Consider the following 20,762-nt stretch of genomic DNA (forward strand, 5'->3'; position numbering starts at 1 on the left):
GGCGGCAGCCCCTCGCGCCCCTCTCCGCTCCAACTGCAGGCCTCAGCCCCTCGCCCCGCCCTCGACGAGAACCGCGTCCCCTACCCCTCCCCGCTCCCCCCGTGCGCCCGCGTCACCAGGTCTGTCGCGACCTCCAGGACCGCCTTGCGCTTGGCTTCCGGGTCGCCGGCGATGTCCTGGAGGAAGAACATCCCGGCGTGCAGGGTGAAGATCGCGCTGACGCAGCGGACCTGGTCGGTCAGGTCCGCCTCGGGGTCGACGATGATCTCGCGCAGCCCCTGCATGCGCTCCTTGAAGGTCTCGCCGACGCGCAGTTCACGGACCGTCGCCTGGTTCTCCTGCATGAAGCGGAACAGCGGCGTCGCGCCGGCCAGGATCTCGCTGTAGCGCCGTACGATCTCCTGCTTCGTCTCCAGCGTGTGCGGCTGCTTCCGGCCCCACTCGATGAGGTCGAGGATCGGCTGCGTCAGATCGTCGAAGATGCTGACGAGGATCTCTTCCTTGGTCTTGAAGTGGTAGTACAGCGCCGCCTTGGTGACGTCCAGGTGCTCGGCGATCTCCCGCAGGGACGTCTTCTCGTACCCCTGCTCCGCGAAGAGTCCGAGCGCCACGTCCTGGATGCGCTGGCGCGTGTTGCCGCGGCGCTGCTGCTTCGTGACGTCCATGGTGCCGCCCATCCTCGTACTCCTCGGCTTTCCCATAAAACTTACTTGACGCCCGGCTAGTTACGCGTCTACCTTCCCAGTGTAAACAGCTAGCCGGGCGGCAAGTAAGTACCCCGGCAGGGGCAGTACCGCGGGACCTCAGGGGAGTGGGAACAATGGCGGACACACAGACGGTCGAGACGGAACCGGACAAGAAACAGCGCAGTGTGCGGGTCGTCCTGCTCGCGCTGATGATCACCATGATGCTCGCGATGCTCGACAACATGATCGTGGGCACCGCGATGCCGACGATCGTCGGCGAACTCGGCGGACTCGAGCACCTGTCGTGGGTCGTGACGGCCTACACGCTGGCCACCGCGGCCGCCACTCCGCTCTGGGGCAAGCTCGGCGACATGTACGGCCGCAAGGGCGTCTTCATGACGTCGATCGTGCTCTTCCTGATCGGCTCCGCGCTCAGCGGAATGGCCCAGGACATGGGGCAGCTCATCGGTTTCCGGGCCGTGCAGGGCCTCGGCGCCGGCGGTCTGATGGTCGGCGTCATGGCGATCATCGGTGACCTGATCCCGCCCCGGGAGCGCGGCAAGTACCAGGGCATGATGGCCGGCGTCATGGCGCTCGCGATGATCGGCGGCCCGCTGGTCGGCGGCACCATCACCGACAACTGGGGCTGGCGCTGGTCCTTCTACATCAACCTGCCGCTCGGCGTGGTGGCGCTCGGCCTCATCAGCGTCGTACTTCACCTGCCGGCCAAGCGTGCGCAGGCGCGGATCGACTATCTCGGCGCCGCGCTGCTGACCATCGGCATCACCTCCATCGTGCTGGTGACCACCTGGGGCGGCACCGAGTACGCCTGGAGCTCCGCGCGGATCATGGAGCTGATCGGCATCGGAGTGGCCGCGCTCGTCGGGTTCGTGTTCTGGCAGACCAAGGCGACAGAGCCGGTGCTCCCGCTGCACATCTTCCGCAGCCGCAACTTCACGCTGATGTCGATCATCGGCTTCATCACCGGCTTCGTGATGTTCGGCGCCACCCTCTTCCTGCCGCTGTACCAGCAGTCCGTGCAGGGCGCCTCCGCGACCAACTCCGGGCTGTTGCTCCTGCCGATGCTCGGCGCGATGCTGGTGACCTCGATGGTCGCGGGCCGGATCACCACCAACAGCGGGCGGTACTACGTCTTCCCGGTCCTCGGCAGCGTCCTGATGGTGATCGGGCTGTACCTGCTGTCGACGATGGACACGGGGACCTCGCGGTTCACCTCCGGTGTCTTCATGGCCGTCGTCGGGTTCGGCATGGGCTGCCTGATGCAGATCACCATGCTGGTCGCGCAGAACAGCGTGGAGATGAAGGACATGGGCGTCGCGTCCTCGTCCACCACTCTCTTCCGGACCCTCGGCTCCTCCTTCGGTGTCGCCATCATGGGCGCGCTGTTCAACCACCGCGTCCAGGACACCATGGCCGCGCGGGGCGGGACGCTGGGCGCCAAGGTGACCGAGCAGTCCGCCCAGCTGGACAAGAAGGGCCTGGACAAGCTGCCGGCCGCGGTGCGCGAGGCGTACCAGTACGCGGTCTCCGCCGGCACGCACTCGGCGTTCCTGCTCGGCTCGATCGTCGCCGTGGTCGCGCTGGTGGCGGCGGTGTTCGTCAAGGAGGTGCCGCTGAAGGGAGCGGGCCCCCAGAAGTCGGCGGACGACCCGGCGCCGGCTCCGCTGGTCGAGGTCTGAGCCGACCCCGTCGACCGAGTCGACCCCGTTGAACCGAAGGCCCCCGGATGGTGTCCGCCCCGGGGGCCTTCTTCATGTGCGCCCGCTTCCTGTGCGCCCTCGGGGTCGATGTCAGTGCCGCGTGCCACCATCGGCCCATGGACAAAGTGCGGCAGATCAGGCTCGCCAAGGACGCCATGGACCGGGACTGGGCCGATCCGGGGCTCGACCTGGGCGCCGTCGCCGCGCACGCCGGGTACTCGCGGTTCCACTTCCTCCGGGCCTTCAAGGAGGCGTACGGCGAGACACCCGGGCAGTACCTCACGCACCGGCGAATCGAGCGGGCCGAGGAGATGCTGCGGGGCGCCGATCTGAGCGTGACCGAGATCTGCCACCTGGTCGGCTTCAGCAGCCTGGGCACCTTCTCCGCCCGCTTCAAGACGCGGACCGGGCTCACCCCGAGCGAGTACCGCACCAAGCACGTGGGCCGCGGGGCCGCCCTGATCCCCGGGTGCTACGCCATGCTCTGGGCCGGCGGCTTCCCCACCACGAGTGCCGCGGAGAGGGCCACGAAGAGAACCCCGCAGACACCCGCGCAGCGCCCCCCGAAGAGAACCGCAACTTTGGAGAAGCGGCCCGACCCTGCCCCTGCCTACGGTGACGGAGACGGAGACGAACCCCCTCACGACAGGAGAGCGCAGCCATGATCCAGGGCCTCGGCATCAGCACCGTATGGACCTTCGACCAGCAGCGCACCAAGGCCTTCTTCACCGAGAAGCTGGACTTCGAGGTGCGCAGCGAGGTCGCGATGGGCAAGATGACATGGGTCACCGTCGGCGCCAAGGAGCAGGAGGGCGTCGAGCTGGCCCTGATGAGCCTCGACGGCCCGGGCCTGGACCCCGAGTCCGCCGAGGCGCTGAAGAAACTCGTCGGCAAGGGCGTGATGGGCGCGGGAGCCTTCCGGACCGACGACTGCCGCGGTGACTACGAGACGTTCCGGGCGCGCGGGGTGGAGTTCGTCCAGGAGCCACAGGAACGGCCGTACGGCATCGAGGCGATCTTCCGCGACGACAACGGCAACTGGTACTCGTTGACCCAGCGCCGCGAGGAACTGGACTTCTCGAAGGACTGGGCGTGACCGGGGACGTGGCCGAGGCCGACCACACGGCCGTACGGGTCGCCCTCTGGCGGGCCCTGCACGTCCGCGCCGATCCGCCGCCGCATGTGCTGGAGGACGAGATCGGGCTCAGGCTCGCCGACCCGGACGACGGGTGGCGGGACCGCCCCGACATGGACGTGGCGGCCACGCGCCGCACCCGGGCGTCGATCGTGGCGCGGACCCGGTACGTCGAGGACCTCGTCGTCGAGCGGGGTGTGGAGCAGTACGTCGTCCTCGGCGCCGGTCTCGACACCTTCGCCCAGCGCAGACCGGAGGTGGCCGCGGCGGGCGGGCTGCGGGTCTTCGAGGTCGACCGGCCAGGGCCGCAGGCCTGGAAGCGCCGGCGGCTGCTGGACCTCGGGTTCGGTGTCCCGCAGTGGCTGCGTCTCGTGCCCGTCGACTTCGAGGGGGACTGGTGGGGGCGGCTGGCCGAGGCGGGGTTCGACCCCGGGCGCCCCACGGTGGTGGCCTCCACGGGCGTCACCATGTATCTCACCCGGGAGGCGGTCACGGCCATGTTCCGCCTGGTCGCCGGACTCGCTCCGGGGTCCATGTTCGTGACGACCTTCCTACGGCCGCCCGCGGACGTCGAGCCGGAACAGCGACCGCAGTTGGAGGCGGCGGTGGCGGGAGCCCGGGCGGCGGGCACACCGTTCCTGAGCTTCTTCCGGCCCGCCGAGATCCTGGCCCTGGCCCGCGAGTCCGGTTTCCGGGAGGCCCGGCATGTCCCGGCGGAGGAGCTGGACCGCCGGTACTTCACGGGCAGGACGGACGGCGTACGACCGTCCAGGGGGGAGGAGCTGATGGTGGCAACCACCTGACGGCGTCCCGCCCCACGCCGGACGGAGGACGGACACCTCCCACCCCGGCCCACCCAAGCCCCCACCCAAGCCCCCACCGGAGCCGCAACGGGCCGCCGCAGGCGCCCAGGGGCGCGGGGAACTGCGCACAACGCTCATCCCCACCGGCCCGCACTCGCACAGGCCGCCGCAGGCGTCACGCCCCGGCCGGCTCCACCTGCACACCGGCTCCACGGTCACGGCAGCAGCGGATAGCTCCCCGTCGCGGTCGGCGCGTGCTCCGGCAGCCACAGCACCGCCACCGCCCCCTCCGAGGGCACCCCGTCCGGTGTCCCCGCCGACCGTACGTTGCGGAAGGTCAGCCGCGCCCCCAGCACCCGCGCCTGACCGGCCGCGATCGTCAGCCCGAGGCCGTGTCCGTGTCCCGCGCGGTCCGCGCTGCCCGTGCGGAAGCGGCTCGGGCCGTCGGCGAGGAGGTCCTCGGGAAAGCCCGGGCCGTGGTCGCGGACGCGGATGACGCGGCCCTCGACGGTGACCTGGATGGGCGGCTTGCCGTGCCGGGCCGCGTTGGCGAGGAGGTTGAACAGCACGCGCTCCAGGCGCCGCGGATCGGTCATGACCTCCGACTCGTGCACCACGCGCACCTCGATCTCCGGGTCCTTGGCCGCCACCCGCCGGACGACGAAATCACCGAGCAGGATGTCCTGGAGCTCGGCCCGCTCGGAGGCGCCGTCGAGCCGGGCCACCTCCAGGACGTCCTCGACGAGGGTGCGCATGGCCTTCGCCCGGTCCAGGACCAGTTCCGTGGGCCGTCCCGGAGGCAGCAGTTCCGCGGCCGTCAGCAGGCCCGTCACCGGGGTCCGCAGCTCGTGCGCGATGTCCGCGGTGACCCGCCGTTCGGCCTCCAGCCGCTGCTGGAGCGCGTCCGCCAGGGCGTCCACCGCGCTCGCGAGGTCGTCGGTCTCGTCCCGTACGACCCCGCCGATCGCGTCCCGCACCCGTACGTCCGTCTCGCCCTTGGCCATCTGGTTCGCCGCGACCGCCGCCTTCCGCAGCCGCCGCGACAACTGCCCACCGATGAGGACGCCGAGCGCGCTGCCGCCGAGGACCACCGCGATCGAGCCGATCACCAGGGCCTGGTCGAGGTCTTTGAGGATGTTGGTGCTGCGGTCGGTGAACCCGGTGTGCAGCGACAGCACATGCCCGCCCTTGACCGGGACCGCGGCCCAGATGTCAGGACCCCGGTCGGGCCGGTCGGAGACGTACGTCGCCCGGCGGCCCTCCTCGACCTTCTCGCGCAGCGCGGGCGGCAGACGGCGGTCGTCGACCGCGATGCTGGGGAAGTTCGGCTTCCCGGTCAGTTCGTAGCTGCGCTGGGCGATCTGGATCCGCTCGTCCGCGAGATCGCGCGCGTTGTCCAGCATCGAGACGCGCGCCGCGTTGTGCACGACCAGGCTCAGCGCGACCGCGACGAGCGCGCCGACCAGCGCGATGGCCGCGCTGAGCTTCCACCTGAGCCCCGTCCGCACCACCACGCGCTCCGTCACCCGGCCCCGAAGGATCCCCCGCATGCTCCAGGTCCCCCTGCTCAGGCCTTCAACTTGTAACCGAAGCCACGGACCGTCTCGATCCGGTCCTGGCCGATCTTCGTCCGCAGCCGCTGCACATGGACGTCGACGACCCGGGTGTCACCGCCCCAGCCGTAGTCCCACACCCGCTCGAGGAGCTTGTCGCGCGACAGGACCGTACCCGGTGCGGAGGAGAACTCCAGGAGCAGCCGCATCTCGGTCGGCGTGAGCGCGACCGTCTGCCCGGCCCTGCGCACCTCCATGCCCTCGGTGTCGATCTCCAGCTCGCCGAAGGTCAGCACGCCACCGGCGGCCGCGGCAGCGCCCTCCTCGCCTCGGTCGGCACCGCCCGCGTGCCCGAAGCGGCGCAGCACCGCGCGGATCCGGGCGACCAGGACGGCCCCGTCGAACGGCTTGGTCACGTAGTCGTCGGCGCCGGCCTCCAGGCCGAGCACCACGTCGATCGAGTCGGCGCGCGCCGACAGCATGATCACCGGCACGGTGGACTCGTCGCGGATACGGCGGCACAGGCTGACCCCGTCCAGGCCCGGCACCATGACGTCCAGCAGGGCGATGTCGGGGCGGTCCGCCCGGAACGCCTCCAGGCCCGACAGGCCGTCGGGCATGGCGGTGACTGCGAAGCCGTCCCGCTCCAGGGCGAGTTGGGTGGCCTCGCGGATGACGTCGTCGTCCTCGACGAACAGCACGTGGGTCTGGTCTGCCATCCGGGTGCTCTCACTCTTCGGTGTCGTGGCGGTCACTGGGGGATCGTTCCGGGCGGCCCGAACGGTTCAGCTGTCGGGCACCGGCGTCGGATCCGTGCCGACGACGTCGTTGTAGTCGCTGTGCGTCCGGTACACCGCGGCGAACCTCCCCGAGGCCCAGCGGTACGTGATCACGTTCTCGCCGGACGGGTCCGACACCGGGTCGCCCTTCTCGTACACCTGCTTGGTCACCACCAGATCGCCGCGGTCGATCTCGGCGTAGACCGGAGGTTCCTCGGTCTGGAAGACATTCTGGTACGAACCGTCCTCCTCGCGATACACGTACGAGCCGACGCCCACCAGGTCCGCACAGGTCACGACGTTGACGACGACGTCGTCGGCCGAGCCGCCGGTCAGGTCGCCGTAGAACAGGTCGACGGGGTACTGGTCGGTGCCACAGGGCTCCAGATCGCGCTTGACCGCCTCGGAGACCTTCGGGTCCGACCTGAGCAGGGCGACCGCGCCCTTGCGGTCGAGGCGCGGAGAGGCCAGGGCGGACGGCAGGACGGAGGGCGAGGCGCCGTCGGCCGCGACCGCGTGCGCCGGACCCTCGTCACGGGTGCCGGTGCCGCCGGTGGCGCAGGCGGAGACGAAAAGGGCGAGGGCGGCCAGCACGACCACCGCCGTGCTCGCCGCCTGGAAGATCCCCCGGACCGGAGCGAGGTCCGGCCGGGTGGGCCCGGGTTCCGTCAGGCCGCCGCGCAACGCTCCCGCTCCTCACGCTCCAGCGCGCGTGCGTCCAGGTCGCGAGCCTCCAGCTCCTCGCGGAGCCGGGCGAGCGCCCGGTGCAGCGTGCTCTTGACCGTACCGGCCGACATGCCGAGGGCGGCGGCCGTCTCCTCCGTGGACATCTGCTCCCAGTGTCGCAGCACCACGACGCTGCGCTGCTTGGGGGCGAGGACCTTCATGACGTCCATCAGCAGGGCGCGGTCCGCGTGCTGCTCGGTGGAGTCGTCGACCGAGGCGTCCGGGAGCTGCTCGGTCGGCACCTCGTCCAGCTTGCGCGCCCGCCACCACTCCGTGCGGGTGTTGATCATCACCCGGCGCAGATAGGCGTCCGCGAGCCGCTTGTCCTCGATGGTCTCCCAGCGGCCGTACGTCCGTACGAGCGCCGTCTGGAGCAGGTCCTGCGCGTCGACCGGGTCCGGGACCAGACGGCGTGCGCTGCGCAGCAACGCGTCCTGCCGGGTGCGGACGTACTCCTCGAACTCGAGCACCTCGCCCTGCGCCATGTCGACCGCCTCCTGATCCCCGTTCCGGCAGTCCCTGCCGGTTCTCATCGCGTGTGCTGCCGCCTGGTGTGCGGCATGCCAACGAAGCTACGGAGCGGTTGTCACGGGGCTGTGCGGAGCAGCGCGCGGCTGGCAATCGGCTGTCCGTCGGTTGTGTAACGGAAGCCGAAAAAGGGTAAAGCGGCGCGGTCATACGCGCCGGTTCAGGGGGATTCGCCGGTTTGCGTCGTGCCGGCTATGTCAACGGCAGCCGATACAAACCACCCGGCAGGGGCTCGACAAGTCCGTCCGCGACCAGACCGTCCAGCGCCCGCGCCCGCTGCACCGGCTCGTGCCACACCCGGTCGAGCACCGGCTGCGGGACGGGCGCGTGGGCCTCCCGCAGCACGGCGAGCAGCCTGCCGCGCACCTGGCGGTCGGTACCGGCGTACGTCTGTCCGCGCCGCGGCGGCCCGTCGTGCTCGGGCTTGCCCGCGAGCCGCCACGCGCACTGGGCGGCGATCGGGCAGCGCTGACATGTCTCGTTCTTGGCCGTGCACACCAGCGCACCCAGCTCCATCGAGGCGGCGGCCCAGCGCGCGGCGGTCCTCTCGTCATCCGGCAGCAGCGCGCGGGCGAGCTTGCGCTCGGCGGCCGTGGTGGCGTTCGGCGGGTACCGCACACCGGTGACGGCCCGGGCGAACACCCGCCGCACGTTGGTGTCGAGCACGGCGTGCCGCTGCCCGTACGCGAAGGAGGCGACGGCGGCCGCCGTGTACTCGCCGATCCCGGGCAGCGCGAGCAGCTGCGCGTGGTCCGTCGGTACGTCACCGCCGTGCCGTTCCGTTATGGCGGCCGCGGCGCCGTGCAGCCGCAGCGCCCGGCGCGGATAGCCGAGTCGGCCCCACGCGCGCACGGCCTCGCCGGGCGCCTCCGCGGCCAGGTCGGCGGGCCGGGGCCACCGCGCGAGCCACTGCTCGTAGACCGGCAGCACCCGGCTCACGGGTGTCTGCTGGAGCATGAACTCGCTGACCATCACTCCCCACGGCCCGGCCTCGGGCCGCCGCCACGGCAGATCCCGGGCGTGCTCGTCGAACCAGTCGATGACGGGGGAGTGCAGGCCCGCTCCGAGAGGTGCGTCGGTGACGCCGTCGGCGGGGCTGCTGTGCGGGGGCTCGGGCAGGGGCTGGGGCTGGGGCTTCGTGGGCGCAGTCATGGCCTTCCGATCCTGCCATGGCCGAGGGCCCGCGCGGGCGCAGCGCCACCCGTGGGATCGACCGGACTTGTCCGCGCCCTGCGGTCGGCACCGTCCGGTGCCCGCACTCACGAGAGCCCACCTGGGACGTGACGAACCACAGCCCCTGTGGCAGTGGTTGACGCACGCCACAGCCGTGGCCAGAGGTGCAAGGGACGCGATCGCGAACAGTGCGTTCAGGAGCGGGTGTCGGGTCGTCGTCCATGTGCCGCCGCTGTGTTGTACCCGGATGGGGTGTGAAGTCCACCGTCACGCACTGTAGGCGCCGGATTCATACGGTCACACTCGGCGATCGTCACGTGTCGGCCTGACGAAAGGCAGGGGCGGGGCGGCCGTTTCCGGAATGATGATCCTGAAAAGTTGTGGCGCGTGGCGGCGGGTGAGGACGGTGAACTCGCCGATCTCTCGTACAGTTTGCGCCGTGGGATCTCTGCGCAATCCGGTCGGGCCGCTTCCCTCCTCCATCTACTGGCGACGGAGGGCCGTCATGCTGTCCGTCCTCGCCGTGCTGGCGCTGCTGATCGCATGGATCGTCAGCTCCGGCGGCGGAGGCGGCAGGAACGGCGCGGACGGCCCCAACGACAAGAATCCCTCCCCCTCCACGATCACCCCCGGACCCTCCGGTTCGGGGCCCGCGATCAGTCAAGCCCCGGGCGGCCGCGACGAGTCGACGACCGGTGGGGACACCGGCGGGGGCTCGGGACCGGGCTCCGGTTCGGCCGCCGGTGCCGGCGCGGGAGGCGGCTCGGGAGCCGGCGGCGGGACCGGTACGGGTGGCTCCGCCGGAGCGGGCGGGACTGGAAGCGCAGGAAGTGCAGGAAGCTCAGGGGGCGCAGGGAACGGCGGTACGGGCATCGGGGTCGGGCAGGGCGACACCCTCCCGGCCGGCTCCTCCCTCCCCAACTGCACCGCCGGTACCGTGAAGTTGAGCGTGCGGAGTCTGCACAACGCCTACGCCCCCGGCCAGACCCCCACGTTGCTGCTGACCGCGACGAACTCCTCCACCGGCGACTGCAAGGTCGATCTCGGGCCCAAGCGCGCGGTGTTGACGATCACTCAGGCCGGCTCGGACGACCCGTACTGGTCGTCCGCCGACTGCCCCAGGACCGCGGGGAACCTGGTCTACCGGGCTCCGGCCGGGAGCAGCATCACGTACACCGTGAAGTGGGACCGCAAGCCGAGTGCCCCGCAGTGCGCGACGCCTCCCGCGGGGTCGGCGGGTGACGGGACCTACCTCGTGGAGGTCAAGGCGCCCGGATACGCCACGGCCCAGGCTTCGTTCGTGCTGGAGAACGACTGACGAGGTGCCGTCGGCGCGACTGGGGCGCGGTTTCCGCGCCCCGGGGTGCCTACACGTACCGTTCCAGGATCGAGCTCTCCGCCAGCCTCGACAGGCCCTCCCTGACGCTCCGTGCCCTTGCCTCGCCCACTCCGTCCACCGTCTGGAGGTCGTCGACGCTGGCCGCCAGCAGCTTCTGGAGGCTGCCGAAGTGCTCCACCAGGCGGTCGATGATCGCGCCCGGCAGGCGGGGGACCTTGGCCAGCAGGCGGAAGCCACGGGGGGAGACACCCGAGTCGATCGCCTCGGGGGAGCCGGTGTAGCCCAGGGCGCGGGCCACGGCGGGGAGTTCGAGGAGCTCGGCGTGGGTCAGGGCGTCCAGTTCGGACAGCGCCTCCTCGACCGTGCGGGAGCGCTTCGCGGTGGGTTCGGGGACGTAGTCCCGGACGACCAGTTCGCGTTCCGGCTCCACGCCCGCGATCAGCTCGTCCAGCTGGAGGGAGAGGAGACGGCCGTCCGTGCCGAGTTCGAGCACGTACTCGGCGATCTCCGTGGCGATCCGGCGGACCATCTCCAGGCGCTGGGCCACGGCCGAGACGTCCCGGACCGTCACGAGGTCCTCGATCTCCAGCGCGGAGAGGGTGCCCGCGACCTCGTCCAGGCGGAGCTTGTAGCGCTCCAGGGTCGCCAGGGCCTGGTTCGCGCGGGACAGGATCGCCGCCGAGTCCTCCAGGACGCGGCGCTGGCCGTCGACGTACAGGGCGATGAGGCGCATCGACTGGGAGACCGAGACCACCGGGAAGCCGACCTGCTTGCTCACCCGGTCCGCGGTGCGGTGCCGGGTGCCCGTCTCCTCCGTCGGGATCGTCGCGTCGGGCACGAACTGCACGCCCGCCCGCAGGATCTTCGACAGGTCCGACGAGAGCACGATGCCGCCGTCCAGCTTGCACAGCTCACGCAGGCGCGTGGCCGCGAACTCGACGTCCAGGACGAAACCGCCCGTGCACATCGTCTCCACCGTCTTGTCGAAGCCGAGCACGATGAGTCCGCCGGTGTTGCCGCGCAGCACCCGCTCGAGGCCGTCGCGCAGGGGGGTGCCGGGGGCCACGGCGCTCAGGGAGGCGCGCATCAGGCCATCGGCACCGGCGCTCCCACCGGACTTTCCGGGAGCTGCTGCCCGGTCGTTGGCTGCCACTGCTCTCCTCCGGTCGCGGGGTCTTGGACGCTCCCGTGTCGCACATTCGGTTCGTACGGACGGGCGAGACCAGGGCAAAGTCTACCGGCGGTCCTCCTCGTCCCGGGGGGCCTCTCGGCGACGAGAGCGCGGAAGCACCCTCAGGGCGTCCCCTATGTCCGCGACTTCCAGGACCTTCATGCCGGCCGGGATCTTGCCGGGATCGCTCGGTACGAGCGCGTGCGTGAAGCCCAGACGGTGTGCCTCGGAGAGCCTGCGCTGGACGCCCGTGACCCGTCTGACCTCGCCCGCGAGGCCCACCTCGCCGATCGCGACGAGGTTCTTGGGCAGCGGGGTGTCGCTGGCCGCCGACGCCAGGGCGAGGGCGATCGCCAGGTCCGCGGCAGGTTCCGAAAGCTTTACCCCGCCGACCGTCGCGGAGTAGATGTCCCGCTTGCCGAGGGCGCTGATCCGGCCGCGCTGCTCCAGGACGGCGAGCATCATCGAGACACGGGAGGTCTCCAGACCCGAGGTGGTGCGCCGGGGCGAGGGGATCTGGGAGTCGACGGTGAGCGCCTGCACCTCGGCCACCAGGGGGCGGCGGCCCTCCAGGGTGACGGTGAGACAGGTACCGGGGACCGGTTCGTCACGACGTGTCAGGAAAAGTCCGCTTGGGTCCGTGAGGCCCGTGATGCCCTCGTCGTGCAGCTCGAAGCAGCCGACCTCGTCGGTGGCGCCGTAACGGTTCTTGACGCCCCGTACGAGCCTGAGGCGTGCGTGCCGGTCGCCCTCGAAGCTCAGGACCACATCCACCAGGTGCTCCAGCAGGCGCGGGCCGGCGATCGCGCCGTCCTTGGTGACATGGCCCACCAGGAGGGTCGACATCCCGCGCTCCTTGGAGACCCGGATCAGCGCCCCGGCGACCTCGCGCACCTGGGCCATGCCGCCGGGGGCGCCGTCGATCTCCGGGGAGGCCACCGTCTGCACCGAGTCGAGGATCAGCAGCGACGGCTTCACCGCGTCCAGATGTCCGAGGACCGCGGACAGGTCGGTCTCGGCGGCGAGATACAGGTGGTCGTCGATCGCGTGGATGCGGTCGGCGCGCATCCGGACCTGGCTCGCGGACTCCTCACCGGTCACGTAGAGCGTGCGGTGCTCGTCGCTCGCCGACTTGGCCGCCACGTCCAGCAGCAGCGTGGACTTGCCGACGCCGGGCTCGCCCGCCAGGAGCACCACCGCGCCGGGCACCAGGCCGCCGCCGAGCACCCGGTCCAGCTCGGGCACGCCGGTGGAGCGGGCGGTGGCCTGGCGGCCGTCGACCTGGCCGATGGGCACGGCGGAGGTGGTGACACGGCCGGGGGCCGTGGTACGCACCGCGGGCGCGCCGTACTCCTCGATCGTCCCCCAGGCCTGGCACTCGGGGCAGCGACCGAGCCACTTGGCCGTCTGCCAGCCGCACTCGGTGCAGCGGTAGGACGGGCGCTCCTTGGCGGACTTCGTACGGGCAGCCATGCACGAACCGTAACCGCCGCCACTGACAACGCGGCCGCCGCCCGCCGGGCGGCACGCGTCCCGGACCCGGACCGTCACGCGCCCCGGCACGTGAATCGGCCACGTCCCGACGGGAACGAGCCATGGAATCGGGGGTTCCGGTCCCCGATTGAGGGATCGTTTCACCCGTACGGAGTAAAAGTGCTCAAGGCGCAGGAAGGGGCCATCTTTCGCGCCCTACGGTCCACGGATGATGAGCAGCAGTCCGGAGACCTCGACCCGCACCACCGGCGCGCACCGGGCGCAACGGCAGGAGCGCGACCGCGCTGCGGCGCGCACGCTGGCGCAGCGGCCGCCCGCGCGCTACGAGCCGTACCTGGACGGCCTGTTCACCTACTGCATGTCCGTGCTGTGCGACCACGACGCGGCGACCGCCACCCTCGGTGACGTCCTCGCGCTCGCCGAGAGGCGCGGCGGCCCGGACGCGGCCGGCGACCGCAGGGCCTGGCTGTACGCGCTGGCCCGCTGGGCCTGTCTGCGGAAGCTGGCCGAGGCCAAGCAGAAACGTCAGGCCACGCACGCGGCGGGGCGTCACGGAGCTGCCCAGGACCCCGCCGAACCCCCGGTCGGCGCGGACGTCCTGGAGGCGCGGCGCCGCGAACTCTCCCTGCTGGCCTGGCCGGAGGCGGCCGGTACGACCCCCGAGCAGCGCGAGGCGCTCGAACTCGCCGTACGCCACCACCTCGCCGCCCACGAGGTCGCCGCCGTCCTCGGCATGGACCTCGCCGGCGCCCGCGAACTGCTCGCCTCCGCCGCCTGCGAGGTCGAACGCACCCGCGCGGCCCTCGCCGTCGTCGAGACCGGTGACTGTCCGAGCGTGGCGCGGCTCACCGGCGACAACCAGTTCGTGCTCAGCTCCGCCCTGCGCCGCGAACTCGTGCGCCATGTCGACGACTGCCCGCGCTGTCGCCGCAGTGCCGAGCGCGCGATCCCCGGCCGCTGGCCCGGCGCCATGACCACGCCCGCCGAGCTGCCCGTGCTCGAAGCGCCCCGCGCGGCCCTGCACAGGGCGTCGGCGCACCCGCCACGCGCGCGTGGCGCCGCCGTGCCCCGCTTCGACCGGCGCGGCTTCCCGATGGACCCCAAGGACCGGGCCGCCCGCCGCGACCGCCTCCGCGCGCGTGCCGTCACCACGACCGTCGTCGCCACCGTCGTCGCCGCCCCCGTGCTCGCCCTGTGGGCCGCCTACCGGGGCGGCCCCGGGGAGGGGGCCGACGGCCACTCCGCCAGCGCCAGCGAGGCGCACGGCCCCGACAGCCTGGACGGCGTGGCCGCGAGCGGCGGCTACCAGAACGCCGGCAACGCGAGCACCAGAGCCGGCAACCGTTTCGCCAAGGACGGCCGGCCCGACGTCTCCGTCGAGGTCGTCAGCGTCGCCGGCGCCGGCAAGAAGGGCGCCGGACACCTGGAGGTCGACGCCGGCAACAACGGCGACACCACGCTGATCACCCTCACCGCCACCGGCGACGCCCCGGTCCGCTGGTCGGCCACCACCGGTGCCTCCTGGCTCTACCTGAGCCGGTCCGCAGGAACACTGAAGCCCGGTGAGTCGTTGACGATCAAGGTGTACGTCGACCATCTGCGCGAGCCGTCCGGCCCCTGGAGCGCGCGCGTGGCGGTCGCACCGGCCGGCGCCGTGGTCACCATCCATGGCTACGGCACGGCCCCCGCGCCGTCCACCCCCGGCGAGCCGACGCCCCCCTCGCCGAGCCCCAGCCCCACGGCCTCGGCCCCCTCGGATCCCACCCCCAGCGATCCGCCGACCTCGTCCCCCTCCCCGACCCCGCCGGACCCCACCCCGTCCGATTCGGCGAGTCCGACATCCTCACCGATGGAGAGCGAGACCCCGAGCCCGTCCGCGTCGTAGCGGATGCGGCAGAGCCGGGGTGGGCGCGGGCGGGGGCCGTCGCAGCGCGTGCCGAGCCCGGCCCCCACCGTCCCGCCGATTTCCGCCGCTCAGCCGACCGGGTCCGCCGGATGCGGTGCCAGCAGGGGCAGTTGGGAGGCCAGGCGTTGCTCGCAGAGCTCGACCAGGCGGTCGTAGCCCGCCTTGCCCATCAGTTCGATCAGTTCGGGGCGGTAGGTGACGTACACCGGGTCACCGGCGCCGTGTGCCGAGGTCGCCGACGTGCACCACCAGTGCAGGTCGTGGCCGCCCGGACCCCAGCCGCGCCGGTCGTACTCGCCGATCGACACCTGGAGCACGCGCGTGTCGTCGGGCCGGTCGATCCAGTCGTACGTCCGCCGCACCGGAAGCTGCCAGCAGACGTCCGGCTTGGTCTCCAGCGGCTCGCGGCCCTCCCGCAGCGCCAGGATGTGCAGCGAGCAGCCCTGGCCGCCCGCGAAGCCGGGCCGGTTCTGGAAGATGCAGGAGCCCTGGAAGGGCCGGGTCTGGCGGTCGCCGTCCTCGTCCTCGGAGACCCAGCCGCCCGTCGTGCCCTCGGCGTGGTGCTGCCAGATGTCCGGAGTGAGACGCGCCACATGCTCGGCGACCCGCTTCTCGTCGTCCTCGTCGGAGAAGTGGGCACCCAGCGTGCAGCACCCGTCGTCCGCCCGGCCCGCCTGGATGCCCTGGCAGCCGCTGCCGAAGATGCAGTTCCACCGCGAGGTCAGCCAGGTCAGATCGCAGCGGAAGACCTGCTCGTCGTCCGCCGGATCCGGGAACTCCACCCACGCGCGCGCGAAGTCGAGCCCCTTCTCGTCGGCCTTCAGAGCCTTCATGGCCTTCCGTGAAGGCTTCGGCGGCTTCGGCGGCTTCACCCGCGAAGGACCGTCGGCAGAAGCGGCCGTTTTGTCGTCCTTCACCTTTTTCGTCTTTGGCACGCGTCCAGGGTAAGTCGCCCGAGCCCCCTCCGGAGACAGTCGAACGCCCAGCTGGCAGTAGCGTTCCCCCCATGAGACTCGGTGTCCTCGACGTGGGTTCGAACACGGTGCACCTGCTCGTGGTGGACGCGCACCACGGCGCACGCCCCCTGCCCGCGCACTCGCACAAGGTGGAACTGCGCCTTGCCGAACTCCTCGACGAGGCCGGGGCGATCAGTCCCGAAGGCGTCGAGAAGCTCGTCGCGGTCGTCAAGGACGCACTCCAGGCCGCCGAGGACAAGGGCGTCGAGGACCTCCTCCCGTTCGCCACCTCCGCCGTCCGCGAGGCCGGCAACGCCGACGACGTCCTCGCGCGCGTGCGGGCCGAGACCGGCGTCGAGCTCCAGGTCCTCACCGGCGCCGAGGAGGCCCGTCTCACCTTCCTGGCCGCCCGCCGCTGGTTCGGATGGTCGGCGGGCAAGCTCCTGGTCCTCGACATCGGCGGCGGCTCCCTGGAGATCGCCTACGGCATCGACGAGCAGCCGGACGCGGTGGCCTCCCTCCCGCTGGGCGCGGGCCGTCTCACGGCGGGCTGGCTCCCCGGCGACCCCCCGGACCCGGACGCCATCCGGGCCCTGCGACGGCATGTGCGCGCCCAGATCGCCCGTACGGTCGGCGAGTTCGCCCGCTTCGGCGCCCCCGACCACGTGGTCGCCACGTCCAAGACCTTCAAGCAGCTGGCCCGCCTGGCCGGCGCCGCCCGCTCCGCCGAGGGCCTCTACGTCCAGCGCGAACTCAAGCGCGAGTCCCTGGAGGCCTGGGTCCCGAGGCTGGCCGGCATGACGACGGACCAGCGGGCGGAACTCCCGGGCGTCTCCGAGGGCCGGGCGAACCAGCTCCTGGCGGGTGCCCTGGTGGCCGAGGGCGCGTTGGACCTGTTCGGGGTGGAAACGGTGGACATCTGCCCGTGGGCGCTCAGAGAAGGCGTCATCCTGCGCAGACTTGATCACATGGGTTCAGCGCAGGGTCTCTGAGCGCGCGAGCAACCGCACACCGGTCCCCACCCGCCTCGTGGCAATCACCACAACGGCGAAGAGGCACCCCACATCCACCCGAGCGAACCCTTTAGGCTGACGACCGTGGCAGAACCAGTCGTACGGATCCCGGATGCGAAGGTCGCCCTCTCGACGGCCTCGGTCTACCCGGAGTCGACGGCGACGGCCTTCGAGATCGCCGCACGCCTCGGATACGACGGCGTCGAGGTCATGGTGTGGACCGACCCGGTCAGCCAGGACATCGAGGCCCTGCGCCGCCTCTCCGACTACCACGGCATCCCCATACTCGCCGTGCACGCCCCCTGCCTGCTCATCACGCAGCGCGTGTGGTCCACGGACCCCTGGGTCAAGCTCCAGCGCGCCCGCGCGGCAGCCGAGAAGCTGGGCGCGAGCACGGTCGTCGTCCACCCGCCGTTCCGCTGGCAGCGCCAGTACGCCCGCGACTTCGTCAGCGGGATCTGGCGGATGGCGGACGAGACGGACGTACGGTTCGCCGTCGAGAACATGTACCCCTGGCGCTACCGCGACCGCGAGATGCTGGCGTACGCCCCCGACTGGGACGTCACCAAGGACGACTACCGGCACTTCACGATCGACCTCAGCCACGCGGCGACCTCCCGGACCGACGCGATGGAGATGGTCGACCGGATGGGGGACCGTCTCGGCCATGTCCATCTCGCCGACGGCAAGGGCTCCGCGAAGGACGAGCACCTCGTGCCCGGCCGCGGCGCCCAGCCCTGCGCCGAGCTCCTGGAGCGCCTCGCGCTGAGCGGCTTCGACGGCCATGTCGTCATCGAGGTCAACACCCGCCGCGCGATGTCCGGGGCCGAACGCGAGGCCGATCTCGCCGAGGCCCTGGCCTTCACCCGCCTCCACCTGGCCTCGCCGGTGAGGGTGCCGCGGGGATGAGCGGGCGAGCAGGCGTGAAGGCGCCTCCGGTGGCAGGGGATCGGGCAATCGTGACGGCGGCTCCGGGGGCGGGGGGCCAGGCAGTCACAAGGGTGCCTGTGGTGGCGACGAACCGAGCAGCCGTGACGGTGTCCCCGGCGACCGGGAACCGAGCGGCAGGGAAGGCGCCCCGGCCGTGAGTGACGTCACCGCCCGCAAACGCGGCCGACCCCGTCGTACGGAATCGGACGCGGCCGGCACCCGTGACCGGATCCTCGTCGCGGCCCGTGAGGAGTTCTCCGAGCGGGGCTACGAGAAGACGTCCGTGCGCGGGATCGCCAAGGCCGCGGGAGTCGACTCGGCCCTGGTCCACCACTACTTCGGCACCAAGGAACAGGTCTTCGAGGCGGCCGTGGAGGTCGCCGCCGCGCCCGCCCTGAACGCGCCCGACGCGCTCGCCGAGGGTCCGCTGGAGGACGTAGGAGAGCGCCTGACCCGCTTCATCTTCGGCGTCTGGGAGAACCCGGCGACACGCCTGCCGATCCTGGCGGTCGTCCGCTCCGCCGTGACCAACGAGACCGCGGCCACCGTCTTCCGCCGGCTCGTCGCCGCCCAGCTGCTGCGCCGCATCAGCGACCAGCTGGACCTGCCGGACGCCGAACTGCGGGCCGAACTGGCGGCCGCGCAGCTCGTGGGGACGGCCATGCTGCGGTACGTGATCAAGGTGGAGCCGCTGGCGTCGACCGACATCGAGCAGATCATCGCGCGGGTGGCGCCGGTGGTGCAGAGCCATCTCACCGGGCCCTGACCTGGTCCTGACCCGGTCCTGACCGTGCCCTGATCCGAGACGGGCGTCCCGCATTCCGGACACCTTGTCCCGACCCCTGGATGACGGGCGTACGCTCGTTAGCAGTCAGAAGTCTCGTACGACCGTCTCTGAAGTCTCTGACTACCGTCTCTGAAGGAGCGAGCGACGATGCCCGAGCTGAGGTCCCGCACAGTCACCCACGGCCGCAACATGGCGGGCGCCCGCGCCCTTATGCGCGCCTCCGGTGTACCCGGTGCGGACATCGGCCGCAAGCCGATCATCGCGGTCGCCAACTCCTTCACGGAGTTCGTGCCGGGCCACACCCATCTGCAGCCGGTCGGCCGGATCGTCTCCGAGGCGATCGTCGCGGCCGGCGGCATCCCGCGCGAGTTCAACACCATCGCCGTCGACGACGGCATCGCCATGGGCCACGGCGGCATGCTGTACTCCCTCCCCTCCCGCGACCTGATCGCGGACTCGGTCGAGTACATGGTCGAGGCCCACTGCGCCGACGCCCTGATCTGCATCTCCAACTGCGACAAGATCACCCCGGGCATGCTGAACGCCGCACTGCGGCTCAACATCCCCACGGTCTTCGTCTCGGGCGGCCCGATGGAGTCCGGCCGCGCGACCCTCGTGGACGGCACGGTCCGCACCCTCGACCTGGTCGACGCGATGTCCGAGGCCGTGAACGAGAAGATCTCGGACGCGGACATGCTCCGTATCGAGGAGAACGCCTGTCCGACCTGCGGCAGCTGTTCCGGCATGTTCACCGCCAACTCGATGAACTGCCTGACCGAGGCCATCGGCCTCTCCCTCCCCGGCAACGGCTCGGTCCTCGCCACGCACACGGCCCGCAAGCAGCTGTACGTCGACGCCGCCGACACCGTCATGGACATCACCCGGCGCTACTACGAGCAGGACGACGAGACGGTCCTGCCGCGCAACGTCGCCACCTTCGCGGCGTTCGAGAACGCCATGGCGCTCGACATCGCCATGGGCGGCTCCACCAACACGATCCTGCACCTGCTGGCGGCGGCCCAGGAGGCGGAGGTCCCCTTCGGCCTCGCCGAGATCGACGCGGTCTCCCGCCGCGTCCCCTGCCTCGCGAAGGTCGCCCCGAACGTGGCGAAGAACCGCACGTACTACATGGAGGACGTGCACCGCGCGGGCGGCATCCCGGCGCTGCTGGGCGAACTGCACCGCGCGGGCCTGCTGAACGAGGACGTGCACTCGGTCCACAGCCCGTCCCTGGCGGACTGGCTCAAGACCTGGGACGTCCGCGGCGGCTCACCGTCCCCGAAGGCTGTGGAACTGTGGCACGCGGCCCCGGGCTGTGTCCGCTCCGCCGAGGCATTCTCCCAGTCGGAGCGCTGGGAGGCGCTGGACGAGGACGCCGCCGAGGGCTGCATCCGCAGCGCCGAGCACGCGTACTCCAAGGACGGCGGCCTGGCGGTCCTCAAGGGCAACCTCGCGGTCGACGGCTGTGTCGTGAAGACGGCCGGCGTGGACGAGTCGATCTGGACGTTCGAGGGCCCGGCGGTGGTCTGCGAGTCGCAGGAGCAGGCCGTCGAGAAGATCCTGCTGAAGGAGATCAAGGAGGGCGACGTCGTCGTCATCCGCTACGAGGGCCCCAAGGGCGGCCCCGGCATGCAGGAGATGCTCTACCCGACCTCGTACCTGAAGGGCCGCGGCCTCGGCAAGGCCTGCGCCCTCATCACCGACGGCCGCTTCTCCGGCGGCACCTCCGGCCTGTCCATCGGCCACGCCTCCCCTGAGGCCGCGGCCGGCGGCACCATCGCCCTCGTCGAGGACGGCGACCGCATCCGCATCGACATCCCGGGCCGCACGATCGAGCTCCTGGTCGACGACGCCGAACTCGCGCGCCGCGAGGCCGCCCTGGGCGGCGCCTACGCCCCGAAGAACCGCGAGCGCAAGGTCTCGGCCGCGCTGCGGGCCTACGCGGCGATGGCCACCAGCGCGGACAAGGGCGCGGTGCGGGACGTGTCGAAGCTGGGCTGAGGTCTCCCCGACAGACCCCCGGAAGACCTGGGGCCGTCCCTTCGGGGGCGGCCCTCCCTTT

At 71.6% G+C, this 20,762-nt stretch carries 19 protein-coding genes; 10 read left to right on the forward strand and 9 right to left on the reverse strand.

The genetic code is table 11. The features are described 5' to 3' along the window. Positions 1 to 80: 80 nt before the first annotated feature. A complete protein-coding gene (locus ACFVYN_RS20215) occupies positions 81 to 677 on the reverse strand; it encodes a TetR/AcrR family transcriptional regulator (RefSeq protein ID WP_390000310.1) in 597 nt (198 codons plus the stop codon). Positions 678 to 820: 143 nt separating this feature from the next. On the opposite strand from ACFVYN_RS20215, the gene ACFVYN_RS20220 reads away from it, so the two are divergent. The 4 genes from ACFVYN_RS20220 to ACFVYN_RS20235 all read left to right on the forward strand — a co-directional run bounded on the left by ACFVYN_RS20220 (position 821) and on the right by ACFVYN_RS20235 (position 4,345). Next, complete coding sequence (locus ACFVYN_RS20220; protein WP_390000312.1) at positions 821 to 2,386, forward strand: MDR family MFS transporter; 1,566 nt, start codon at positions 821 to 823, stop codon at positions 2,384 to 2,386. A gap of 137 nt (positions 2,387 to 2,523) precedes the next feature. After that, positions 2,524 to 3,072 carry a helix-turn-helix transcriptional regulator gene (locus ACFVYN_RS20225; RefSeq protein WP_390000315.1) on the forward strand — a complete coding sequence of 183 codons (549 nt, stop codon included), beginning with the start codon at positions 2,524 to 2,526 and terminating at the stop codon, positions 3,070 to 3,072. Beyond that, positions 3,069 to 3,503 (forward strand): VOC family protein, encoded by a 435-nt coding sequence (locus ACFVYN_RS20230; RefSeq protein WP_390000318.1) that lies wholly within the window; start codon positions 3,069 to 3,071, stop codon positions 3,501 to 3,503. The genes ACFVYN_RS20225 and ACFVYN_RS20230 overlap by 4 nt, the downstream gene beginning before the upstream one ends. After that, a complete protein-coding gene (locus ACFVYN_RS20235) occupies positions 3,494 to 4,345 on the forward strand; it encodes a class I SAM-dependent methyltransferase (protein WP_390000403.1) in 852 nt (283 codons plus the stop codon). Before ACFVYN_RS20230 ends, ACFVYN_RS20235 begins: the two co-directional genes overlap by 10 nt. 215 nt (positions 4,346 to 4,560) lie before the next feature. Here ACFVYN_RS20235 and cseC read toward each other — a convergent pair whose 3' ends face one another. The 5 genes from cseC to ACFVYN_RS20260 form a co-directional block, all read right to left on the reverse strand. Beyond that, entirely contained in the window at positions 4,561 to 5,895 is a 1,335-nt protein-coding gene (gene cseC, locus ACFVYN_RS20240) for a two-component system sensor histidine kinase CseC (protein ID WP_390000321.1), read from the reverse strand. A gap of 17 nt (positions 5,896 to 5,912) precedes the next feature. Further along, positions 5,913 to 6,617: a two-component system response regulator CseB gene (gene cseB / locus ACFVYN_RS20245; RefSeq protein ID WP_390000324.1), complete on the reverse strand. Its 705-nt coding sequence runs from the start codon at positions 6,615 to 6,617 to the stop codon at positions 5,913 to 5,915. 66 nt (positions 6,618 to 6,683) lie between these two features. Then, positions 6,684 to 7,361, reverse strand: coding sequence for a hypothetical protein (locus ACFVYN_RS20250; protein ID WP_390000327.1), 678 nt, complete (start codon positions 7,359 to 7,361; stop codon positions 6,684 to 6,686). After that, complete coding sequence (locus ACFVYN_RS20255) at positions 7,346 to 7,888, reverse strand: SigE family RNA polymerase sigma factor (RefSeq protein WP_390000330.1); 543 nt, start codon at positions 7,886 to 7,888, stop codon at positions 7,346 to 7,348. The genes ACFVYN_RS20250 and ACFVYN_RS20255 overlap by 16 nt, the downstream gene beginning before the upstream one ends. 235 nt (positions 7,889 to 8,123) lie before the next feature. Further along, the gene (locus ACFVYN_RS20260; protein WP_390000333.1) at positions 8,124 to 9,083 is read right to left on the reverse strand and encodes an A/G-specific adenine glycosylase; all 960 of its coding nucleotides are present in this window, start codon (positions 9,081 to 9,083) and stop codon (positions 8,124 to 8,126) included. 460 nt (positions 9,084 to 9,543) lie between these two features. Here ACFVYN_RS20260 and ACFVYN_RS20265 point away from each other — a divergent pair, with 460 nt between their 5' ends. Then, on the forward strand, positions 9,544 to 10,422 hold the full coding sequence (locus tag ACFVYN_RS20265) for a hypothetical protein (protein ID WP_390000336.1): 879 nt from the start codon (positions 9,544 to 9,546) through the stop codon (positions 10,420 to 10,422). A 49-nt stretch (positions 10,423 to 10,471) separates the two neighbouring features. On the opposite strand, the gene disA is transcribed toward ACFVYN_RS20265, so the two are convergent. Together disA and radA are read right to left on the reverse strand one after the other, a co-directional pair. Then, positions 10,472 to 11,596, reverse strand: a complete 1,125-nt coding sequence (gene disA, locus ACFVYN_RS20270; protein WP_390000338.1) for a DNA integrity scanning diadenylate cyclase DisA — start codon at positions 11,594 to 11,596, stop codon at positions 10,472 to 10,474. 81 nt (positions 11,597 to 11,677) lie between these two features. Continuing rightward, complete coding sequence (radA, locus tag ACFVYN_RS20275; protein ID WP_390000340.1) at positions 11,678 to 13,087, reverse strand: DNA repair protein RadA; 1,410 nt, start codon at positions 13,085 to 13,087, stop codon at positions 11,678 to 11,680. 229 nt (positions 13,088 to 13,316) lie between these two features. Between radA and ACFVYN_RS20280 the strand changes: the two genes are divergently transcribed. Next, on the forward strand, positions 13,317 to 14,993 hold the full coding sequence (locus ACFVYN_RS20280; protein WP_390000343.1) for a hypothetical protein: 1,677 nt from the start codon (positions 13,317 to 13,319) through the stop codon (positions 14,991 to 14,993). An 89-nt stretch (positions 14,994 to 15,082) separates the two neighbouring features. Here the strand turns inward: ACFVYN_RS20280 and ACFVYN_RS20285 are convergent, their stop codons facing one another. Next, entirely contained in the window at positions 15,083 to 15,949 is an 867-nt protein-coding gene (locus tag ACFVYN_RS20285; protein WP_390000345.1) for a hypothetical protein, read from the reverse strand. Positions 15,950 to 16,020: 71 nt separating this feature from the next. On the opposite strand from ACFVYN_RS20285, the gene ACFVYN_RS20290 reads away from it, so the two are divergent. The 4 genes from ACFVYN_RS20290 to ilvD all read left to right on the forward strand — a co-directional run bounded on the left by ACFVYN_RS20290 (position 16,021) and on the right by ilvD (position 20,701). Further along, positions 16,021 to 16,962: a Ppx/GppA family phosphatase gene (locus ACFVYN_RS20290; protein ID WP_390000347.1), complete on the forward strand. Its 942-nt coding sequence runs from the start codon at positions 16,021 to 16,023 to the stop codon at positions 16,960 to 16,962. A 105-nt stretch (positions 16,963 to 17,067) separates the two neighbouring features. Then, entirely contained in the window at positions 17,068 to 17,892 is an 825-nt protein-coding gene (locus ACFVYN_RS20295) for a sugar phosphate isomerase/epimerase family protein (RefSeq protein WP_390000349.1), read from the forward strand. A 175-nt stretch (positions 17,893 to 18,067) separates the two neighbouring features. Continuing rightward, positions 18,068 to 18,679, forward strand: a complete 612-nt coding sequence (locus ACFVYN_RS20300) for a TetR family transcriptional regulator (protein WP_390000352.1) — start codon at positions 18,068 to 18,070, stop codon at positions 18,677 to 18,679. Positions 18,680 to 18,847: 168 nt separating this feature from the next. Beyond that, entirely contained in the window at positions 18,848 to 20,701 is a 1,854-nt protein-coding gene (gene ilvD / locus ACFVYN_RS20305; protein ID WP_390000355.1) for a dihydroxy-acid dehydratase, read from the forward strand. Positions 20,702 to 20,762: the final 61 nt, after the last annotated feature.

The organism is Streptomyces sp. NPDC058307 (genome assembly GCF_042880295.1).
In the GTDB taxonomy this organism is placed as follows: Bacteria; Actinomycetota; Actinomycetes; order Streptomycetales; family Streptomycetaceae; genus Streptomyces.